The following is a 21,980-nucleotide window of genomic DNA, read 5'->3' as shown; positions in this document are numbered from 1 at the left end:
AAAGGCATGATTTGGATACTCCTCTTATAATCAATATTTTATGGAAATTTGGCGCCCAATGAGCCATCTTGAGGGCATAATTATACTCAGTGCGTTCACCCTGCATTTTGCTACGTTCCCCGAAAAAAATATATCATTCACAAAATGAAGCTCTCAATACTCAGAGAAAACGCTCACCTTTGGGATAGGTTTTTCAATAAAGATATGGTTAAAATTTTTCGGGGCTGTAGTCTTGCAGCCCTGTTTCTTTTTTTAGAAGGTCTGTTACGATAATATAAATCATTATAGATAAAACGACAACGCCCCCCTGCTGAAGCAGGGGGGCGTTGTCGTTTTATCTATGCTTACCATCGGATCTGAACACGCTACAACCCTGATCAATACTGGAATACCGGAGTATAGGTGGACTTGATGTGCTAATTACAAGTACTTGATTTTCAGCGTATCAAGTCTAGTGCTCCGGGTAGGGCTTGTTTAACAGGTTATGGTAAATGAACCGGTTGGTTTCCCCAAGAGAATGTGCAGCCTTGAGACCCTCAAAACGATGGCGCTCGCCGGGATAGATCATCAGCTCATAGTGCTTATTGAGATTCTCCAGTTTATCTAAGAACTGTAAGCAATGTTGCAGATGCACATTATCATCCATGGTGCCGTGGGCAATGCGGAGTACCCCCTTGTATCTATCAGCGTAAGTCATTACAGCGGTTTGCTTGTAGCCTTCCGGGTTTTCGGCAGGGCTGTCCATGTAGCGCTCTGTATAGTGGCTATCATACAGCTGCCAGTCAGTAACGGCTGCATGGGCAATGCCGTGGGTGAACACATCCGCGCCATAAGTCAGCGCCATTACTGTCATATATCCGCCGAAACTGCCTCCGGTAATGCAGATCTTATCTGCATCTGCCCAGGATTGGGAACGCAGCCATTTCGCCGCATCCATATAGTCTTCAATCTCATAGATACCCAGTTTGCGGTGTATATAGTTCATACCGGTTTTGCCCAGGTGCCCGCTGCTGCGGTTGTCAATAGCCACCTGGATCAACCCCTCCTGCGCCCACCATTGCTGTGTGCTTGACAATTTCCAGGTATCATATACAGTGCCGGCGTCCGGGCCGCCATAAATACTGATCAGGATCGGATACTTCTTCCCGGCTTCCATATGCACAGGCATGATGATGGTCATCGGTAATTCCAGCCCGTCGCGGGTCTTATATGTTTTCAGCTCCGTTCTGGCCAGGTTGTAGCTATCATATTTGCTGCCCCTGCCGTCACCCAGTTCCCGGATCACTTTGCCGGAGTTATCCAGCAAGGCCATCTTACCTGGTGTTTGAAGGTTGGAGTACGTTGTAACAAAATACTTCCCGCCTGGAGCCATGGAGATGATATGATTATAATTACCGAAAGTCAGGCGGTTGATGGCGCCTGTTTTCATGTTCACTTTATACAGATCAAAGCGGGCGGAAGTTTCTTTACGGGCAGTAAAGTAAACCACCTGGCTCTTTTCGTCAATCTGGATCACGTCTTTCACAGTCCAGTTCCCTGATGTAAGTTGTTTCTTCAGGGAGCCGTCCACGTTATGCAGGTAGAGATGAGTCCAGCCTGATTTGTCGCTTTTAATCAGAAATCCCTGTTTATTAGATAAGAATGGTACTTCGTCAAACCAGTCGATCCAGGTTTGTTGCTTTTCATTATAGATCTCTTTTTTAGCACCGTTGCCGGGTTGGATGCTGTATATTTTCAGATTATCCTGTCCGCGGTTCATCCACTGTATCCAGAGTTGGCCGTCGTCTTTATTCCAGAAGGGGGTGCCGAAGTACTGGTCATCATTTTCGTTGAAGTCGGCCCATACGGTGGGGCCGCCTGTTGTTGGTACGATGCCCAGTTTCACGGCCGGGTTAGGATCTCCGGCTTTTGGATAACGGGTGTTTTCTGAATAACCATGCTGGCCTTTTTCGCTATAGATAGGGAATACAGGCACCTTGCTGTCATTGAAATGCATGTAGGCAATGTGGCGACTGTCAGGACTCCACCAGAATGCACGGTAGCGGGAAGGGCGACCCAATATCTCTTCATAATATACCCAGGATGCCCATCCGTTATAGATAACATCGGAACCATCATTGGTGTAGCGGATTTCCTTCCTGGTGGCTACCTCCACACTATAAAGGTCATTATTACGGGTAAAGGCTACATATTTTCCGTCAGGGGATAAGGTAGGGTTTTTTTCTTCCTGTGGATCATTGGTAAGACGGGCTGTATTTCCGTCGGCGGATTTATAGAATATATCCTTTTCACGAACTTCTACGCTGGGACCATCTACAGGTGCCGTATATATTTCGGATTTACCGGTTGCTGCGTCAACGGTCCATGCCTGCATGCGGCCAGATCCAGCATCAGGGCGCATTTCCAGGTAATGGGTGGCATCAGCCCATCCTTTGATAACGGGTAAAGGTTTGGTAATGTCGGTGGCTTTCCCTCTAAAAGCTTGCTCAAAGGTGATATCCTGTTTTTCCTGTGCATGAAGTTGCAGCATACCTGTCAGCAACAAGGCTGCGCTGGTTATACTGGTTGGTCTTAACCAATGTAAGCTTCTCATAAAATTAAAATCTGTCAGGTGATTTGATGTTGGCGCGTGAAAATAAGCATTACATGATAATAGCCATAACAATTTCCATAAGTGGAACTGCCTGCCTGATGCAGCAGCGCAAAATAAATCCTTCCCTGGTGTTAACCCGGCTGTATATAGCAGCGGGGCAGATTATCTTTAACGCGGTTTTCATAGGATATGGTCAAAAAATAGGGAGGGCTGTAGTCTTACAGCCCTTTATTATAAAGTTCTCCTCATAATCAGTTATTTTTGCACTCCAAATTTGGCACTTACAAATAATTACATGACACAATTATCTGAGCAAGAGATTATACGCCGGGAAAAATTACAGGAGTTGCATAACCTGGGCATAGACCCCTACCCTGCAGCCGAGTACCCGGTTAATGATACTTCCGTTAATATAAAAACAAACTATTCGGAAGAAACCAAAGAACAGTTCCAGGATGTTTGCCTGGCGGGACGCATCATGAGTGTGCGCGATATGGGTAAGGCTGCTTTTGTAGTGATACAGGATAAGGTGGGCCGTATTCAGCTTTATGTTCGCCGTGACGATATTTGCCCGGGAGAAGACAAGACCGGCTATGATACTGTGTTCAAGAAACTGTTAGACATCGGTGATATTATTGGGGTTAAAGGTTATGCCTTTATCACCAAAACAGGAGAAACATCCGTACACGCCAGGGAAATCAGCATACTGGCCAAAGCGTTGCGCCCGCTACCTGTGGTGAAGGCTGCAGACGGACAGGTGTTTGACGAAGTGACTGCTCCTGAATTTAAATACCGTCAGCGTTATGTTGACCTGGTAGTAAATCCGGAAGTAAGGGATGTTTTTGTGAAACGTACAAAGATTCTGCAAACCATCCGTGATTTCTATAACCACCTGGGTTACCTGGAAGTGGAAACTCCCATCCTCCAGCCTATTCCTGGCGGCGCTACTGCCCGCCCCTTCACTACTCACCACAATGCGCTGGATATACCGTTATATCTCCGCATTGCCAATGAGTTATACCTGAAACGCCTGATCGTAGGTGGTTTCGAAGGTGTGTACGAGTTCGCAAAAGACTTCCGTAATGAAGGTATGGACCGTACCCATAATCCTGAATTCACCGTAATGGAAATGTACGTGGCGTATAAGGATTATGAGTGGATGATGCGCACTACAGAAACACTGCTGGAAAAGATCGCATTGGCTCTCCACAACAGCACCGACGTGCAGGTGGGCGACAAAGTGATCAGCTTCAAAGCGCCTTTCCGTCGTGTCACCATGTATGAAGCTATTAAGGAGCATACCGGTTTTGATATTGCCGGTATGGACGAAGCTCAGCTGCGCGATGTATGCAAACAGCTGAATATCCATGTGGATGCCAAAATGGGTAAAGGAAAACTGATCGATGAGATCTTCGGCGAGAAATGCGAAGGCCATTACATACAGCCTACCTTTATCACCGATTACCCGGTAGAAATGAGCCCGCTGACCAAAAAACACCGTAGCAAACCTGGACTGGTAGAGCGTTTTGAGCTGATGGTGAACGGTAAGGAAATTGCCAACGCATATAGTGAGCTGAATGACCCAATCGATCAGCGCGAGCGCTTCGAAGAGCAGGTACAGCTTATGGAACGCGGCGATGACGAAGCCATGTATATCGACTACGACTTCCTCCGTGCTCTGGAGTATGGTATGCCGCCAACTTCCGGTATCGGTATCGGTATTGACCGTCTTACCATGTTAATGACCAACCAGCCCTCTATCCAGGATGTGTTGTTCTTCCCGCAGATGAAGCCGGAGAAATAAAAACAGTTAATTAAAACATAAAAAAGTGCAAAGCGTCGGAGTATTATATCTCCGGCGCTTTTATTTATCAGCCTTGCCGGAAAGTGGCATTAAATTTTCTTTATGCAGCAGAGAAGCGCACATTTACGGTTTCTCATTGTTAACTTTAAGTAGTGCCTTTTACTGTATATTAAAATTAGCCATATGAAAACGATCTTAATCCCTACAGATTTTTCTGATACTGCTTATAATGCTGCTAGTTACGCGCTGGCGCTGGCTTCCCAGCTGGGAACCTCCCGTATTATACTTTATCATGCATATGAGCTGATTGTACCCATCCCGGATGTGCCTACTGCAGTGCCAATGGTAAACCCGGAAGACCTGAGGGAATCGAGTATGGAAGGGTTAGAGAAAATGAAAAAGGAACTCGCTCCCCTGCTTCCTGCAGGAGCCACTGTTGTTACACGTGCCGACAATACCCTGCTGGCGGCCACCATCGATAGTGTGTGCAGGCAAGAGGAAGTGGATCTTATAGTGATGGGGATTACAGGCGGAAGTAAGATGGAGGAAATCTTTGTTGGTTCCAATACAATTGATGTGGTAAAGCATACCACCTGCCCGGTACTGATTACGCACGGTAATACCACATTTGCACCGATACGAAAAATTGTATTTGCCTGCGATCTTCGTAAAGTGGCAGATACCACACCTATAGAGCCGCTCAAGAAATTCCTGGGAGCTTTTAATGGGGAACTGCATGTCATCAATATAGACCATGAAAGCAGGAACTTTACCACAGATACTCCTTTTGAGACATTGATGCTGGATACCTTGCTGGAAGATTATCAACCTGAATATCACTTTATTGATAATCCGAACATTGTACAGGGGATAGTAGAATTTGCAGAAAATATACATGCAGATCTGATCATTACTATTCCCAAGAAACATGGCCTGTTTGAAAGCATCTTCAAACGAAGTAATACTTCCAAACTGGCCTTTAAGACACAGATTCCATTACTTACAATACATGAATAGCGTAATATTTATACAATCAATTTATAGAACAACTATGCTGAAAAAAACACTGTTGGTACTGCTGGGCGTATGCTGCCTGCAGGCAACCCAGGCACAGCTCCTGGACAAACTGAGCAAAAAACTGAACAAAGCTGCCGGAAGTACTTCTACAACTGCAACACCCGGCAATACAGCAGGCTCCACTGGCGCTAATATAACTGAATCAGAAGCCGGTTCTGCTATCAAGGAAGCGCTTTCCAAAGGCGTTACCGCGGGCATTATGAAGCTGAATAAAACAGATGGTTTCTTTGGCAATGAACTTTATAAGTTACTGTTGCCTCCGGATGCTGTGAAAATTGGTAATACGCTGCGCAGTATTGGTCTTGGCAGCGAAGTGGATAAAGCTATTCTGCAAATTAACCGTTCCGCAGAGAAAGCAGTAGGATATGCTGCGCCTATCTTTGTAAATGCCATCAAACAAATGACGCTTACTGATGCGTTGAATCTGGTAAGAGGCGGGAACAATTCAGCTACCGAATTTTTTAAAAGCAAAACTACCGATCAGCTGAAGTCTGCATTTTCGCCAGTGGTGAAGAAATCGCTTGACAGTACCAGCGCTACACGCTTTTATGGTGACATTGTAAACACCTACAACAAGCTGCCTACTACTTTCAATAAAGTAAACCCTGATTTGCAGGATTACGTAACTACAATGGCTGTTAATGCACTGTTTGACCAGATAGGTAAGGAAGAAGCAGCCATCAGGGCTAACCCTGCTGCAAGAACGACTGATCTGTTGAAGAAAGTGTTTGGGGTAAAATAATTTATCGTAAGGATAACTAATGATTAAAGAGCTGATAGCTATTAGCTATCAGCTCTTTAATTTAATACAGCAATACCTGCCAGGCTGCATCCACTTTATCCTGCTCAAGCAGTTGCTTGGCATACCGGTGCAGCTCTTTCTCCATTTCGTCAGGCGTAACGCTGTAGTATTGAACAATGTTTTTCAGATGATCATCCTGGAAGGTGGCATCTATATGTGGCAACTCGTGTACATTGGCCAGCTTGCCCAGGTCATTACCGGAAAGGATATGACTCAGGCGCACAGACTGCGGTAATGCATCAACACCTATTCCCAGTTGGGTATTGGGCTTGGGTACTTCAAATACTGCGCTGCCGGAGGCTCTGCAGTAATAGTCACCACCCATTCGGGCAACAAGATCTATTTTATGAGGGTCAATTTTACCAGATGCATTCAGTATGCTATCATCAACATGAATCAGTACCGGTTCGCATATCACGAGGTTTCCGGCACCGCCTTCCTGGCCGGTTTCAATCACTTCTCTCACCACGCACTCCATCTGTACCGGACTTTCCTTTACCCTGAAAGGTTTTATCTTTTCTGATGGTAATGCCGTGAAGCCGGCCTTTTCAAATTCATTTACACCAACGGGATATTCGCAGCTGGCAAGGGATGTTTGCTGGACAATGTTGTAGGTAACAACGTTGATCACCACTTCCTTTGTAGCATAGATGTTTTCCAGTGTATGCTTGATCGTATTATCACGGACCCTGCGGGCTGGTGAAAATATGATGGTGGGTGGCTTGGAGCCGAATACATTGAAGAAGCTGAAGGGCGATAGATTAGGCCTGCCGTCTTTATCCACTGTACTGGCAAAGCAGATAGGGCGTGGGGCAATAGCGCCCAGCAACAGTGCATGCAGCTCACCGGTTTTTACTTCAGAAGGAATCACCTGCATGACTATACATTTTTCTTTAGCTTCAGTATTGAGAAATCAGTATCCTCTTTCATAATAGTGTTGGTGAGGGTTCCGAGTCCTTCTATCTCCATTTCCACTATATCACCGGGTTGTAGCCACTGTTCCTGGTAGCTGGGATCATTGAGTTTGCCGGTGCCGTTAAGTTCCAGGAAACAACCTGTGCCTACGGTGCCGCTGCCTATAATATCGCCGGGAAGGATATTGGCGCCGTATGCGCAACGTTCCACGATTTCGGCAAAAGTCCAGTCCATATCTCCGATATTACCTTCACTCACCTGGATGCCATTTACCTTACAGGTCATTTTCAGGCTATAGTTGTTGCCGGTATGACCGGGTTTTGCAGGTATACTGAAGGACTCCAGCTCATCAGGGGTTACCAGCATAGGGCCAACCACGGTGCTAAAGTCTTTTCCTTTGGCGGGGCCGAGATTGAGTTTCATTTCTTCCATCTGCAGGGTGCGTGCGCTCATGTCGTTCATGATCATATAACCGCCGATGTATTCATCTGCTTCGGCGGCTGTGATGTTGCGGCCGGCTTTGCAGATAACAATAGCAGCTTCCAGCTCAAAATCCAGTTTGTCGAAATGATCGGGCATGCAGTGTATATCGCCGGGACCCTGGATCGCATTGTGATTGGTGAAATAGAAGATAGGATATTGATCAAACTCCGGGATCATCTCTACCTTGCGGTTACGCCTGGCTGCTGCTACGTGTTGTCTGAATGCATAACCATCGCGGCAGGATGTCGGGAAGGGCACGGGGGAAAGCAGTTGTACACTTTCAACCGGGATACCTTTAGCTGATCCGGGATGGGAACCCGCTTTCAGCTGCGCATCTGCATGTTTGGCGATATCGATAACTTCTTCCCAGGCCATCAGGAACATACCCATATTATTGGGCAGATCGGGATGAAGGTCCTGCGTATTGTAAAGCAGCCCGTCTACCAGTATAGCCAGTTGGTCGGTCTCTTCTCTCAGGTAACTTACGAGTTTCATGTTTTTCTGATTGTTGTTAGGGTGTATGAATGATCAAATATAAGGATGCGCCATCGGATAAAATATAGTGCTGTTGATTTTTGTCATTGCAAGATAGCGCCCTTTGCCGTACATTAGGTAGTTGAATAGGTTACTATGCGAAAATCTATACTGTTGTTTGCTCTTTGCTGTCATGTACTGTTGTCGCAGGCGCAGTCCCGTACGGATGCCATGCTGCGCAACCTGATCAACAGCGGAGCTGCACCGGCGCTGAAACATATCCTGCAATATCCAGACTCTTTCCGTTATCAGCTGATTTACACACAGATTGACCGGGACGCGCACAATGTTCCACACTTTAAAAACTATTACCTGCACGTCGATGCAAACATGTACTTTAATCCCGCCAGTACAGTGAAGCTGCCGATAGCGCTGCTGGCCCTGGAAAAGCTGCATACCTTGTCGGCACAGGGACTTACAGGTAATACGCCTATGCTTACTGACAGCAGCTGGAGCGGACAGGTGAAAGTATATACAGATAGTACTGCTGAAAATAACTTGCCATCTATCTATCATTACATTAAAAGAATCTTCCTCATCAGTGATAATGACGCCTATAACCGGCTATACGAATTTGTGGGCCAGCGCGCCATCCATGAGAAGCTCCGGGGAAAAGGTTATAAGGATGTGAGAATTGTGCGGCGTTTTATGCCGCTCTCTGAAGAGGAGAACAGGCATACCAATGCGATCCGTTTTGAAGACAAAGGTAAGGTCATCTATGCGCAACCACCAGCTTACAATACACAGCAGTTCAACTTCAGCAGGCAGATTTTTATGGGGAAAGGGCATCTCGATAAGAACGACAGGCTGTTAATGACGCCTATGGATTTTACACGACACAATAGCTTTCCCCTGCAGGATCTGCAGCAGATGCTGCAGTCTGTGATGTTCCCTGCCACTGTTCCTGCTTCCCGGAAGTTCGATATGGCAAAGGAGGATTACAGGTTTTTGTATCAGTATATGTCAGAGTATCCGTCTGAATCAATATATCCCAGGTACGATACCGCTGAATATTTCGACAGCTACACGAAGTTTTTCCTCTTTAAGGGTGCTGGCCACAATATCCCTGGTAACATCAGGGTTTTCAACAAAACAGGCTGGTCTTATGGGTTTCTGACAGATGCCGCCTATATCGTGGACTTTGAACATAATGTTGAGTTTATGCTGACCGGAACGATTTATGTGAACAGAGATGGTATTCTGAATGATAACAAATATGACTATGAGGACGATGGATACCCGTTTTTCAGGGATATCGGCAGGATCATCTATAACTATGAGCTGAAAAGGAAACGGCGGCATGTTCCTGATCTCAGTGAATTCAGGCTGGAATACCACAAGCCGTAGTGATCGGTAATAAATTTTATCTATAAAAGAAATCAAATACTTAAATACCGCAATCAAAACGAACATCGTACTTTTGCTGCCATATGGGCAGAATTGATAAATGAGTATAATTTTTGATGTATCGGTCCATGCTTTTAACATCCACTTTAGAAAGGATTTACTCATTTCCCGTTAATTAGTTAAAAACCAGGGGAGTCATGAAGTTTGAAAAGATTAAGAACAAAGGACAGGCAAGGTTATTTGAAAGCCAGTACCTGGAGATGCTGACCAAAACGCATCCCCTGGTGATCTGGGGTATGTATTTGCCCATTATTGGCTATATGCTGTATTACAGCCACGATACACTGGGTTTTACAATCGGAACCGTAGCGTTGATATTTTTTGGGGCGATGTTTTTCTGGTCGTTCTTTGAGTATATTATGCATCGCTTTATGTTTCATTTTGTAAGCAACAATCCGAAAGTACAGCGGTTTATCTATGTAATGCATGGCAACCATCATGAATACCCGCGTGATAAGCAGCGTTTGTTTATGCCGCCGGTACCCAGTCTGATCCTTGCATCAGCTATCTTCGGTTCACAGTATATTTTCCTGCGGCAGTACACTTTCATGTTCTTCCCCGGATTTCTGCTGGGTTATCTCATTTATGGCAGTATGCACTATGCTATTCACGCCTGGAACCCTCCGTTCAAATTCATGAAACCGGTATGGCGTAATCATCACCTGCACCACTACAAGAGTGAAGACAAGGGCTTTGGCGTTAGTTCTTCCCTGTGGGACCGTGTGTTCGGAACCTTCTTTGATCTCAGCGAGAAGGAAGACAAAGAGAAGGCAAAGGAGCTGATGTTTAAATAGGCTGGGTTACCACCGTTCTTCATCATCCGGCAGGTTATCTCTTTTAAAGGCTGCCCGCAGCTTTATTTTTTCCAGTTGTCTGTTAATGATGAGCGCTGCAATGGGTTTATAGGGGTCAGCGCCAGAAGCGGCTGATTCATGCAGAATCTGTTTTACTTTTTTCTCCGGAATATCTATCCGGTACAGTATAAAAACGAACTGGCGAAAATCCTCGCTGATCAGTATTGCGAGTTTTTTCGCCAGTTCTTCTTCCAGCTCTTCATAACTAACGCTCACAGGCATACGCAATTCAAAAGTCTCTTTTGCCCATTCAGTTGTTTCCTGAAGATATTGAACCGGAAGTGTCATTATTTCATTTGTTTGATTTTGTAAGAAGCGTTTGTTACCACTTTCACCGGCACTTTCAGGTCTTTCTTAATTCTTTTCGCTCTGTCGGCTTTATAGGTGTAATTACCGTTCATTTCAGTTGTCTGCACGCAGATGCTGGGAAGTCCGCTGCTGCGGCTTACCAGGTAATTGGAATTGGTAGTGCCGCTGATCTCAGCCGTGGCCTTGATATCATCCTCCAGTGTGAGCAGCTGTATTTTATCGGTCTGTATCTTGGAAGTACCTCCTATCTTGGCTGTTTGTGAGTCCCAGGTCTGAAGGTTCCAGTAGAGGTCAATACGGCCTACGAGGCCACCACGTAAGGGCACGTTTTCTTCCCATTGGGTACCTGTTTTGATACCATGTGCAGGATACATGATCAGCAGCTGCTCCAGCCAGCTGCGGAATGCTTCCGTACCAAACTGGTCTTTCATCAGTTTTTTGTATGCATCCTGTTCATCTTTCTTCAGAGAGCTGAAGGCCCCGGTGGCATTCTCCAGAACGTTGTCCAGCCCATCTACTTTATTGATGATACCAGTTGAGGTTATCTCAACGGTGAAGGGTTGGTTCAACATCTTCTGAAGGCCAGCCTGGAAGGGTTCTTCCTGTTTGGGCACTTTAGCATCTACAAAGATGTTTTGATTTTTGGCGTTGAAGTTAAACTTCAGTTCCTTGTAACGGAAGGTGAGTGTGGTCTTACCGGGTTCTACTGCAGTTACGTCTATGCTGATGATGTTGTTGTAATCTCGGGTAGTACGTTGCTGTATATCATTTACGGTCATGTAGGTTTCGCTGCGGCTTTTCTGCTCCAGTTCAAACTGCTCTCCTTTGTTGAAGGTGTAGTTGATAGACATGTATTCCTGTGCATTGGCTGCTACTGCCAACGTGAGTATCCATACTGCTGCCAAAAATCTTTTCATTACTATTTTTTGTTTTGATCAGACATATTTTTCGATCACGCCGAGGCCAAACAGTGCGAAGTCGTATTTGGCCGGATCTTCCGGGTCCAGTTTTTTCAGTTCATGGGTAAGCGCTACGGCTGTTTTCCAATTGGCTTTGGCTTCCGGTATCAATCCCAGTCTGGCGGCTACCCTGCTTACGTGGACGTCCATCGGGCAAACCAGTTGTGAGGGTGATATGTGTTGCCAGAGCCCAAAATCCACGCCATTTTTATCGTTCCTCACCATCCAGCGAAGGTACATGTTCAGGCGCTTGCAGGCGGAGTTCTTGGCGGGAGTAGAAATATGTTTACGGGTTCTCTCCGGGTGTTCCAGGCCAAAGAAGACTTTGTGAAAGCCTATAAGGGCTTTTTCCACATTGTCGTCTTTGGCTGTGATATGTCCGCTGAATGCAAATTCCAGCGATGTTACATTGGAATAATAGTGCTGTAGGAATTCCACGAAATACAAAAGATCCAATCCATTGAAAGTGCGATGGCAAAACTTCATCAGCTTCATTCGTTCCCTTGGCTGATGATGACAGATGTAGTCATAGGGAGCATTGTCCATCAGCTGCAACAACTCCGTACATTTTTTAATAATGCTGGTGCGGTTGCCCCAGGCGAGTACGGCTGCAAAGAACCCGGCTATTTCGATGTCCTGTAACCCACTGAAACGATGTGGTATACAAATAGGATCATTTGCTATAAAGTCAGGATGATTATAGTACGCAGCTTTTGCATCCAAAAAATCCTTCAGTTGTTGGATCTTCATATTGGTGAATCACATGAACCTTTATTCTATAGAACAAGGCGGTGTAAACAGTTTATTTATTATAGGTACCTCCAGTAAAGATAATTTTTAGGATGAAAGAATTATAATCTCTTTTAGCATTTTATCCAATGGCTTTGTTCAGGTCCGCAACGAGGTCGTCTGCATCTTCAATTCCAACGCTCAGGCGGATGAGTGAATCAACGAGTCCGTTCTTTATGCGCTCTTCACGGGGAATGGAAGCATGTGTCATGCTGGCCGGATGTCCGATGAGAGACTCAACACCACCCAGTGATTCGGCGAGGGAGAACAGATGTGTACCGCTCAGAATACGGTTAGCTGCTTCTATGTTATCGTCTTTAAGCGTGAACGACATCATGCCGCCGAAGCCACGCATCTGTTGTTTGGCGATATCGTGGTTAAGATGGTCTGTGAAGCCTGGCCAGTATACTTTATCCACCTTCGGATGATTGCGCAGGAAGTTGGCAACTACCTCACCATTTTCACAATGGCGCTGCATACGTACATGGAGGGTTTTGATACCTCGCAGTACGAGAAAACAGTCCTGCGGGCCGGGTACTGCACCACAGCTGTTTTGTATAAAGTACAGTTGCTGCGCGAGTTGTTCACTTTTAACGATAACGGCGCCATGCACCACATCACTGTGACCACCAAGATATTTGGTAGCAGAGTGTAATACAATGTCTGCTCCGAGATCCAGCGGATTTTGCAGATAAGGTGATGCGAATGTGTTGTCTACACAGAGCAGTACTTCGTTTTTTCTTGCTACCTGTGCGCAGGCAGCTATATCGATGATGTTGAGGAGTGGATTAGTAGGTGTTTCCAGCCAGATCAACTTTGTTTTCGGGGTAATGTGTGCTTCGATATTCTTGGCTTCACGCATACCGATAAACGAAAATTTGATACCGTACTTCTCAAAGATCTTGGTAAAGATGCGGTAGGTGCCTCCGTAAAGGTCATTGGTGGCAATTACTTCATCACCAGGCTGTAGTAGTTTCATTACGGCGTCTGTAGCAGCAAGACCACTGCCGAAGGAGATACCGTGCGTACCGTTTTCAATAGCGGCCAGGGCATTCTGCAATGCATCCCTGGTCGGGTTCTGGGTACGGGCATATTCGTATCCTTTGTGTACGCCGGGGGCTTCCTGTACGTAGGTGGATGTTTGAAAAATAGGAGTCATAATAGCTCCTGTGGAGGGGTCAGGAGCAACGCCAGCGTGTATGAGTTTCGTACCAAGCTTCATGTCTTGAATATTTTTTAGTGAATAATTGCTTTGGTGGCTTCCAAAGATACTTTAGTTTTTGTGATTGGGAGAAGCCTGGATTGATATAACAGGGTTTTATGGCACGCAGAACAATTTTTGATTATGCGGGGGACTTTTTTTGCGATTAAACCGATTATTTAAGACGGTTACGAACATTTTTATATCGTTCACCAAATCGTAGAGGGAGACGCCATTTATTCCGCCTAGATTTGTATCAGGTTTTTCATAGGATATGGTTAAAATTTTTAAGGCGGTATTCTTACCGCCTTTTTCATTGATTAATTACAAACGTATTATAAAAGGGAATGGTCGCGGTTTTCCGCGACCATTCCCTTTTATAATACTGATATAAAGTGTACTATTTACTTTTCTTCGCCGTAGCGTCCGCCCATTTAATAGGGAGGCTTACACTTACCTTATCCCAGGCGATGATAAGATTGGCGCCGGGATCCCCTTTCTCAAACACCATGGTAAATGCTTCTACCGCGGTATCCAGACCGGTAACAGGCAGTGTGACTCTCACCACGTCTTTCGCCTGGTCATATTTGAATGCACCCCAGATGTCTGTTTCCCTGTTAAGGATGATCGTCCATGCTTTTTCCGTAGGGATCGCATACATTGTATAACGGCCTTTAGGAATATTTTTCCCTGCAATGATCACGGGTTTGAAGAATTCTATTTCGGTCGCTTCGTTGGCGCCGAGTCTCCAGATCTTGCCATATTCTTCCAGGTTGCCAAAAATTTCCCTGCCCTTTGTTTGCGGGCGGCTGTAGATAACTCTGGCAACCAGATTGCCTGGCTCGCCTTTGATTTTAACTACATACGGGTACATGGGAGGATAATAGGCCATATCCATCGGGCTCGCATCCAGCGGTGGAAGTTTCTTATCCTGTGCTCCCGCAGTTATAGTGAAGATGCCTGATATGAAGGCCAATAACAGTGCTTTTTTCATCTTACGGTGGTACTTTTTTTCTTAAAAACGGTTTGAGGGCTCAAACCTACCCATTTTTACGGAACCTGAAAAGAGTGGAACTACGCTTTAACATGCTCTTAGCGGTTTTCCATTTGTAACAAATTTTCCACATGTGCCTGCAGCTGCGGGAAAAATGCCTGGTAATGTTCCCGGAAGGCATTATAATGCTCTGTAAATGCTGCAAAGATAACGGCAGCAGGGGTTTGTAAGTATCTGGCCCTGCCGGTGATCCCCCTGAATGCGCGTTCCATGCCCTCCAAAGTCCGGTAATTATATAGCCAGTTGTACTGCCTCATATATTGGAACATCTCCAGGAAGGCCGGCGGCAGTTCGGGTGCCCGGTTGGCGATTTCCTGATATATTTCATGGGAGAAGGTATAGAGAGAGCCCTCCGTAAAGCGGTTGCTGTCTGTGGCCAGAAAATGATCGTACACAAGGTCCATAAACACGCCGCTGTATAGTCCGCTGGAGGCACGGAAAAAAAGTTTAGCCTTAGCCGTTACCGGATGCTCATCTGTAAAAACATCTATTGCCCGGTGTAAGCGGATACCCCGCTGTATACCGGGATCATATTGTGCCAGTTGTTTCTTCCCCTTCACAAAATCAGCAATCAGGTTGCCGGTGATCAGCAATGGATTGCGAAATGATAAATAAGCATGTGCCAGATAATTCATGTAACGCCCCTCTTTCAGCAAATGTAAGGATCGTTTGTCATTGCGCGGCAGTGGTAAATCGCTGCACGGTTTGCTGAAGTATCCAGTCGCTGATGATCTTCAGCGTTTCAGGGGAGAATGTTTCGGAGATATTGGCATATTCGCTGAAAGCGCCTGTTTGTGCGTGCTGAAAAAGATGATTCAGGTCCGGCAGCTCACAGGTAGTTACTGCCTTATTGCCGCCTCTTTCCAATGCTGCCTGTATGCCTGCGAGGTTCTCCTTGGAAGACACTTGCAGGTCTTTGCTGCCGTTGAGGGCCAGTACCGGACATTTTACCTGCATCAATGCGGTGGGGTTATCGGATTGTACCAAAGAGCGTTTGGGATTGATGAATAAGCCTCTGCTCATGGATTTGAGCAACAGCGCCTGTTGTGAAGGGGCATCCAGCCGTAGTGCAGTGAGCGCTGACGGTAATTGCTGTTTTCTCCATTCAGAAAAAGTACGTGCCTGCAGCTGATACAACCCCGTAGAATCATTGTGCATGGCTGTTCTCAACATGGTCCTGAAAAGCGGAACATAGGCAGATATGTTGTTATTGCTTACTCCGATAGACCGGAGTTGCATTTTTAGTTGTTGTACGGCAAGATCTTCTCCGTCCACACCCGGTCCGGCCAGCATTACCAGGAAAGCAATGCTGTTAGTGCGGATTATTACCAGTGGCGCTACCATGGCACCCTCACTATGGCCTATTAATCCTATCTGCGCCGGGTTGATTTCCTTCCTTGTTTTCAGATACCGGACTGCTGCCGCTGCGTCATCCGCAAAGTTGCTGATAGAAGACATCACATATTCTCCGGTAGTACCTGCGGTGCCTCTGTCATCTACGCGCAATACGGCAATTCCCTGCCTGGTAAGGTAATCAGCCAGCACAAGAAAGATTTTGTGGCCGGCAATCAGCTCATTCCTGTCCTGCGGTCCCGATCCGGAGATCAGCAACACGGCCGGAAAGGTGTCCCCCTTCTCAGGAAGGGTAAGCGTACCGCTATAGGTAATGGAAGTGTCAGTATTCGTGAACAGGATATTCTCCTCCCGGTAGGGATAAGGGGGAAGTGGGTGTTGTGGTCTGTATATCGCATACGCAGGGCTTCCCTGCCGGTAAAGGAAAAAAGGATAAGTATGACCGCTCTGTAATACAATACCACTGATCTTTCCATTGTAATCTATCCTGCCTCTCAGTACAGAATGAGCTTTCCTGGCTATGCAGATGATACTGTCCGGCGTAGTTACGAGGCTGTCTACGGGAATAGCCAGTTCATATTGATCGGGGCTTTCCATTCGTACCACATAGGACTTATCGTCCGATTGCCAACTTAGATAGAGATTGAGGTGTACAGGTCCCATCATCCCTTCCCAATCGCCCGATAGCAGTTGCCCCTTTACACAAAAGGAGCATAGAACATACAGGAGGATGCAGAATAAAGTTCTCACAGGGAAAAGAAGTTGTTGCGGTCGATATATTCTTGAAGTTATAAAAATTTTCTCATCCACTTTAACACAAACTTAACGTTGCCCCATGCAACATTGGCAAACTGGCACCAACAATGAAGCTATGGCTGGTGCAGATCCCCGGATGTCCGCTACCGGTCAGCCGGACGTCCGTTAATGGATAGCTAATCTTATCATGTGATCCCACCAGTAAAGTATGCCTTGACCGCCTGCCATCATACTGCGTAGCTTTGTGTCAACAAATCGAAATTGAATCAATCACAAACCTTATAAATTTTTTCCGCCATGAAAAAAATTATCCTTTTAATGAGCGCAGTGCTGTTGTTAAGTGCATCAGTATTATCTGCAAAAGAGTATGAAGTTGCCGCTACCCCAAAGCTCCGCAATGCTCTCAATGAAGCATTCACAGGTGCGCAGGATGTAAAATGGTATACAGACGACAACAGAACATTTACCGCCAAGTTTGAAATGAGTCACGCAAAAGTGACTGCTTTCTTCAATGAAGATGGTACACTGCTGGCCACTTCACGCTATCTCGATCCAGAACAGCTGCCGCTGAATGTAACCAGCAAGCTTAACAAAAGGTTTCCTGATACCAGCGTATTTTGTGTAGTGGAATATTCTTCCGGAGAAAACACCGTTTACTTCATTACGTTGGAAAGCAAAGACACCTGGACAGTAGTGAAAACAGATGCCAGCGCTATACTGAAGATCCATAGCCGCCTGAAAAAAGTTTAGTTTAAGTTGTGTTTTTTACTGATTAGCTGAAGAGGCTGTCTCAAAAGTAATCTGAAGGCACTGAGAATATCGTAAACGAAAACTCTCTCCACCAGGTACCCGGATAAAATTGGGTAAAAATTACTTTTGAGACAGCCTCTTTGTTTTATTCACTGCTGCCACTGCGGCCCATGGAAAATTATCTTAACTTTGCCCCCTGTTAAGGCTTTATAAGCCAAGCTCTTAATGTATAAATGATTAAATGACATGAACAAGGGACCCGTTTCTCAATTTATCCAGCACCATTACCGCCACTTTAATGCTGCAGCATTGGTGGATGCTGCCAAAGGATATGAAACACATTTACTGGAAGGTGGTAAAATGATGGTGACACTGGCTGGTGCAATGAGTACCGCCGAGCTGGGTATTTCTTTCGCTGAAATGATCCGTCAGGGTAAAGTGGATATTATTTCCTGTACAGGCGCTAACCTGGAGGAAGATATCATGAACCTGGTAGCCCATACGCACTACAAACGAGTGCCTAATTACCGCGACCTCAGTCCGCAGGAAGAATGGGACCTGCTGGAACAAGGGTTCAACCGCGTTACTGATACCTGTATTCCTGAGGAAGAGGCTTTCCGTCGTATCCAGAAACACATCCATAAAATCTGGAAAGATGCGGAAGAAAGTGGTGAGCGCTATTTCCCGCATGAATTCATGTATAAACTGCTGCTCAGCGGCGTAATGAAAGAACATTACGAGATCGATCCCAAAAATAGCTGGATGCTGGCTGCTGCAGAGAAAAATATTCCTATCATCGTTCCGGGTTGGGAAGATAGTACCATGGGTAACATCTTCGCTTCTTACTGCATCAAAGGCGAACTGAAGACTTCTACCATGAAATCTGGTATCGAATACATGGTATTCCTGTCTGACTGGTATCGTAAAAATTCTTCAGGTAAAGGAGTGGGCTTCTTCCAGATTGGCGGCGGTATTGCCGGTGACTTCCCGATCTGCGTGGTACCTATGATGTACCAGGATCTGGAATGGACAGATGTTCCTTTCTGGAGCTACTTCTGCCAGATCTCTGACTCTACTACTTCATACGGTTCTTATTCTGGTGCTGTTCCTAACGAAAAGATTACCTGGGGCAAACTGGATATCCATACGCCTAAGTTTATTGTTGAATCAGATGCTACTATCGTGGCCCCGCTGATCTTTGCGTATATACTGGGCTGGTAATATATTTTTGATTTGATGAGATCCGGGTATGCTGTTGATCAGCATACCCGGATTTTTTTTCAGATGAACAGATCTCCCGCTATTCCATCGGCAAAGAGTCTCCCGGCCTTAGTGAGCACCAGTGTTTCTCCCCGCTGTACCATCCACCCTTTGAGAATAAATTCATGGCTGTTTTTCAGCAGGTCGCGGCCCAGCTCAGCACCAAATCTGGTATTGATCCATTCCAGATTGCATCCGGCGGAGGTGCGGAGAGAAGTCATAATGTATTCATTGAACATCATGGCTGGTGTGAGGTGCTCTATTTCAAAGGGCACTTCGCTTTGTGTGATGCGCTGTAAATAGATCGTGTTGTTGGCAATGTTCCACTGCCGCGAATGCCCGTTGAAAGAATGGGCAGAGGGGCCAAGCCCCAGGTATGGCCTACCCTGCCAGTAACTGCTGTTGTGTCTGGAATGCCAGCCTGGTAAAGCGAAATTGGATATTTCATAATGTTCATATCCCGCCTCTTCCAGCCACTGCATCAGCATTTCAAAGTGTCGGGCGGCTTTTTCAGGATCAGTAGGGTCCATCTTTTTCTTTTTGATGAACTGGTCGAGAGCCGTGCCCGGCTCCACCGTAAGTGCATAGCACGACAGATGAGGAATGCCGAGTGATATGGCCTTTTTTACATTTTCCTCCCACCCTGCATCGGTGAGTGTTGGCCCACCATAGATGAGGTCAATGGTAATGTTCCTGAAGCCAAGCTGTTGTGCAGACTGGATGCAGTCCAGTGCCTGGTGGCTGTTGTGGGCCCTGTTCATCCATTTCAGGTCTGCTTCGTGGAATGATTGGACACCTATGCTCAGTCGGTTAACTCCTGCATCACGCAAGGCCAGCAGCTTGTCTGTGTCCAGATCGTCAGGATTGGCTTCCAGCGTAATTTCTGCCTGTTCATCTATGATGAACGTTTCGCGTAGCTTTGCCAGCAGGCTTTGCAGCTCGCCGGCATCCAGCAGGCTGGGGGTACCGCCGCCAAAATAAATGGTTTGCACGGTTTCACCGGAGAGATAGTCTTTCTGTAAATCTACCTCCTTTAGAATCGCCGCTGTCATTGCATTTTTCTTCGCCAGTGAGGTGGAGAAGTGAAAGTTGCAATAATAACATGCTTGTTTGCAGAAGGGAATATGTAAATAAATTCCGGCCATGAGCGTTTTTGAGTGATCCATGGTTGCCTGTTACCGGTCAACTATGGACTATTTTAATATCTTTGCAAACAGCAAAATTACGTTTCAGTTTTGTTTTGTGAACAGGACTGCGTTAATTGCCTTTCGTTTAGCGTGAGTGGCAGACAAGTGAATGTTTGAAAAACCAAATTATAAAGTCATTGCAAAAATATCTTCTGGTGCGAATCTGGTCATTGTTGCTATTCATTCTCAGTTATTTGCCGGTAATGGCGCAAACAACGGATACGGCTGCACATAAGCCGCCGGCAGTAAAGAAAAAAACAACGGTTGTAAACACAGCTGCAGATACGTCCCGCCCTAAACCCAGGCCAGTTAAAATTAAAAAAGATACTACCCACCGAATTGCCGCGCCGCGCATAAAGAAGGATACCGCTGCTGTAATAGCGCCTCCCGCAACGGCAGATTCTACGCTAAATAAAAAGGATAGCACAGTAGCCGCAGCTCCTAAAGTACTGCCTCCTTCTGCTTTTGATTTGTATATGAAAAAACTGGCACAGGAAAATATGTTCCTGAAGCCGGGCAGGCCTTCGTATTATGATACCAACATCATGCGGCCGTTTGCAGATATGGACTGGCTGGTGTATATGGTCGCGGGTATCCTGCTGATTGTGAGTATCATCCGGTTGCTGTACCTGAAATATTTCACCGATCTCTTTCGTGCCTTCTTCAACCCAACTTTGAGCCAGCGGCAGTTAAAGGATCAGCTTTCGCAATCCCCTTTCCCGAACTTCCTGTTCAATGTGTTTTTCGCTCTTTCATTGGGTGTTTACCTGTACCTGGTATTGTACAGGCAGCAGGTTTTCCCACAGGCAGAACCGTGGTTGCTTATCCCTGGGCTGGTAGTGTTAGTGACGCTGGTATATGGCATTAAGTATGTAATGCTGCGGTTTTGTGGCTGGCTATTTGGAAACGCTGAGTTGGCTGATGCTTATATTTTTATTTTATACCTGATCAATAAAGTGTTAGGAGTATTACTGGTGCCATTTCTGGTGGTAATAGCCTTCTGTGAGCCTCAAATTGCCCAGACATTCCTTTATATTTCGATCTTTTTTATAGTATTATTAATTGTCTACAGGTATATTAGATCTTATTCTTTGGTTAGGCAGTACCTATCTTTCAGTAAATTGCATTTTTTTCTTTACCTTTGCGCATTCGAAGTAGCGCCAGTTTTAATATTGACAAAGGTGCTATTGAATATCTGGTTAACTGGTAATCCTTGATTATCGCCTATTGTTAACACAAGAGCAAAAAAAGTATGATAAAAGGCGGGCCAAAAAAAGATTTGCAAGGTAAACAAATTCAGTCAATCCTAATTTCTCAACCTAAGCCTGAAACAGAAAAGTCTCCTTATTTTGATCTGGCGAAAAAGTTCAATATAAAATTGGACTTTTATCCATTTATCAGAGTGGAAGGCTTACCCGCTAAGGAGTTCCGGAAGCAGAAAATTGACATTCTGAACTATACGGCAGTAATTTTTACCAGCCGTAATGCAGTAGACCACTTCTTCCGGATTTGTGAGGAAATGAAGATTAAAGTGTCGCAGGATTGCAAGTACTTTTGTATTACTGAGGCTGTTGCACTCTATCTTCAGAAATTTATCCTTTACCGCAAGCGGAAAGTGTTTTATGGTGCTGATGGGTCAACGAAAGGGGTGCTTGAGGTTATGAACAAGCACAAGGAAAATGAAAAATTCCTGTTCCCCAGCTCAGACAGTCAGAAGAAAGACATTGAGGAATGGCTGAAGACAAACAAATGTGAGTACGCCACCGCTACCCTTTACAAAACAGTTTCCAACGATGTAAAGGAAATCCTGGGTGCTACACACTACGATATGATCGTGTTCTTTAGTCCGTCTGGTGTAAGGTCTCTCTTTGAGAATGTGCCTAAGTTTGAGCA

At 45.6% G+C, this 21,980-nt stretch carries 20 protein-coding genes; 9 read left to right on the top strand and 11 right to left on the bottom strand.

From position 1 onward, the window contains the following. Positions 1–451: 451 nt before the first annotated feature. The gene (locus tag VM802_RS28740; RefSeq protein WP_325537300.1) at positions 452–2,593 is read right to left on the bottom strand and encodes a S9 family peptidase; all 2,142 of its coding nucleotides are present in this window, start codon (positions 2,591–2,593) and stop codon (positions 452–454) included. A gap of 295 nt (positions 2,594–2,888) precedes the next feature. Between VM802_RS28740 and lysS the strand changes: the two genes are divergently transcribed. The 3 genes from lysS (at position 2,889) to VM802_RS28725 (ending at position 6,216) form a co-directional block, all read left to right on the top strand. Further along, on the top strand, positions 2,889–4,397 hold the full coding sequence (lysS, locus tag VM802_RS28735) for a lysine--tRNA ligase (RefSeq protein ID WP_325537299.1): 1,509 nt from the start codon (positions 2,889–2,891) through the stop codon (positions 4,395–4,397). A 183-nt stretch (positions 4,398–4,580) separates the two neighbouring features. Next, positions 4,581–5,414, top strand: a complete 834-nt coding sequence (locus VM802_RS28730; protein ID WP_325537296.1) for a universal stress protein — start codon at positions 4,581–4,583, stop codon at positions 5,412–5,414. A gap of 34 nt (positions 5,415–5,448) precedes the next feature. Further along, on the top strand, positions 5,449–6,216 hold the full coding sequence (locus VM802_RS28725) for a DUF4197 domain-containing protein (RefSeq protein ID WP_325537294.1): 768 nt from the start codon (positions 5,449–5,451) through the stop codon (positions 6,214–6,216). 61 nt (positions 6,217–6,277) lie between these two features. Here the strand turns inward: VM802_RS28725 and VM802_RS28720 are convergent, their stop codons facing one another. Then, positions 6,278–7,153 (bottom strand): flavin reductase family protein, encoded by an 876-nt coding sequence (locus VM802_RS28720; protein WP_325537292.1) that lies wholly within the window; start codon positions 7,151–7,153, stop codon positions 6,278–6,280. Between the two features lie 2 nt (positions 7,154–7,155). Continuing rightward, positions 7,156–8,169 (bottom strand): fumarylacetoacetate hydrolase family protein, encoded by a 1,014-nt coding sequence (locus tag VM802_RS28715; RefSeq protein ID WP_325537290.1) that lies wholly within the window; start codon positions 8,167–8,169, stop codon positions 7,156–7,158. A 135-nt stretch (positions 8,170–8,304) separates the two neighbouring features. Between VM802_RS28715 and VM802_RS28710 the strand changes: the two genes are divergently transcribed. Next, entirely contained in the window at positions 8,305–9,555 is a 1,251-nt protein-coding gene (locus VM802_RS28710) for a serine hydrolase (protein ID WP_325537288.1), read from the top strand. Positions 9,556–9,752: 197 nt separating this feature from the next. Further along, a complete protein-coding gene (locus tag VM802_RS28705) occupies positions 9,753–10,409 on the top strand; it encodes a sterol desaturase family protein (protein WP_325537286.1) in 657 nt (218 codons plus the stop codon). Positions 10,410–10,415: 6 nt separating this feature from the next. On the opposite strand, the gene VM802_RS28700 is transcribed toward VM802_RS28705, so the two are convergent. The 7 genes from VM802_RS28700 to VM802_RS28670 form a co-directional block, all read right to left on the bottom strand. Continuing rightward, positions 10,416–10,757: a hypothetical protein gene (locus tag VM802_RS28700; protein WP_325537284.1), complete on the bottom strand. Its 342-nt coding sequence runs from the start codon at positions 10,755–10,757 to the stop codon at positions 10,416–10,418. Next, positions 10,757–11,695, bottom strand: a complete 939-nt coding sequence (locus tag VM802_RS28695) for a DUF6263 family protein (protein WP_325537282.1) — start codon at positions 11,693–11,695, stop codon at positions 10,757–10,759. The genes VM802_RS28700 and VM802_RS28695 overlap by 1 nt, the downstream gene beginning before the upstream one ends. Positions 11,696–11,713: 18 nt before the next feature. Then, positions 11,714–12,487 (bottom strand): TIGR02757 family protein, encoded by a 774-nt coding sequence (locus VM802_RS28690; RefSeq protein WP_325537280.1) that lies wholly within the window; start codon positions 12,485–12,487, stop codon positions 11,714–11,716. 121 nt (positions 12,488–12,608) lie between these two features. Continuing rightward, positions 12,609–13,748 carry a cystathionine gamma-synthase gene (locus VM802_RS28685; RefSeq protein ID WP_325537278.1) on the bottom strand — a complete coding sequence of 380 codons (1,140 nt, stop codon included), beginning with the start codon at positions 13,746–13,748 and terminating at the stop codon, positions 12,609–12,611. A gap of 379 nt (positions 13,749–14,127) precedes the next feature. Further along, entirely contained in the window at positions 14,128–14,721 is a 594-nt protein-coding gene (locus VM802_RS28680) for a DUF2911 domain-containing protein (RefSeq protein ID WP_325537276.1), read from the bottom strand. Between the two features lie 98 nt (positions 14,722–14,819). Beyond that, on the bottom strand, positions 14,820–15,416 hold the full coding sequence (locus tag VM802_RS28675; RefSeq protein WP_325537274.1) for an acyl carrier protein phosphodiesterase: 597 nt from the start codon (positions 15,414–15,416) through the stop codon (positions 14,820–14,822). Positions 15,417–15,453: 37 nt separating this feature from the next. Then, positions 15,454–16,884 carry an alpha/beta hydrolase family protein gene (locus VM802_RS28670; RefSeq protein WP_325537272.1) on the bottom strand — a complete coding sequence of 477 codons (1,431 nt, stop codon included), beginning with the start codon at positions 16,882–16,884 and terminating at the stop codon, positions 15,454–15,456. Positions 16,885–17,187: 303 nt separating this feature from the next. Between VM802_RS28670 and VM802_RS28665 the strand changes: the two genes are divergently transcribed. Both VM802_RS28665 and VM802_RS28660 read left to right on the top strand, forming a co-directional pair. Then, positions 17,188–17,640 (top strand): hypothetical protein, encoded by a 453-nt coding sequence (locus VM802_RS28665; protein WP_325537270.1) that lies wholly within the window; start codon positions 17,188–17,190, stop codon positions 17,638–17,640. A 246-nt stretch (positions 17,641–17,886) separates the two neighbouring features. Continuing rightward, positions 17,887–18,861: a deoxyhypusine synthase family protein gene (locus VM802_RS28660; protein ID WP_325537268.1), complete on the top strand. Its 975-nt coding sequence runs from the start codon at positions 17,887–17,889 to the stop codon at positions 18,859–18,861. A 59-nt stretch (positions 18,862–18,920) separates the two neighbouring features. Here the strand turns inward: VM802_RS28660 and hemW are convergent, their stop codons facing one another. After that, the gene (gene hemW, locus VM802_RS28655) at positions 18,921–20,066 is read right to left on the bottom strand and encodes a radical SAM family heme chaperone HemW (protein ID WP_325537266.1); all 1,146 of its coding nucleotides are present in this window, start codon (positions 20,064–20,066) and stop codon (positions 18,921–18,923) included. A 158-nt stretch (positions 20,067–20,224) separates the two neighbouring features. Between hemW and VM802_RS28650 the strand changes: the two genes are divergently transcribed. Together VM802_RS28650 and VM802_RS28645 are read left to right on the top strand one after the other, a co-directional pair. Continuing rightward, on the top strand, positions 20,225–21,304 hold the full coding sequence (locus VM802_RS28650; RefSeq protein WP_325537265.1) for a DUF4271 domain-containing protein: 1,080 nt from the start codon (positions 20,225–20,227) through the stop codon (positions 21,302–21,304). Between the two features lie 161 nt (positions 21,305–21,465). Beyond that, positions 21,466–21,980 (top strand): uroporphyrinogen-III synthase (locus VM802_RS28645; protein ID WP_325537264.1); only part of this gene is annotated, 515 nt, incomplete at its 3' end.

It is taken from the genome of Chitinophaga sp., assembly GCF_035538455.1.
In the GTDB taxonomy this organism is placed as follows: domain Bacteria; phylum Bacteroidota; class Bacteroidia; order Chitinophagales; family Chitinophagaceae; genus Chitinophaga.
Note: the sequence above shows the minus strand (reverse complement) of the source record. Positions and strands in the feature narration are given on the sequence as shown.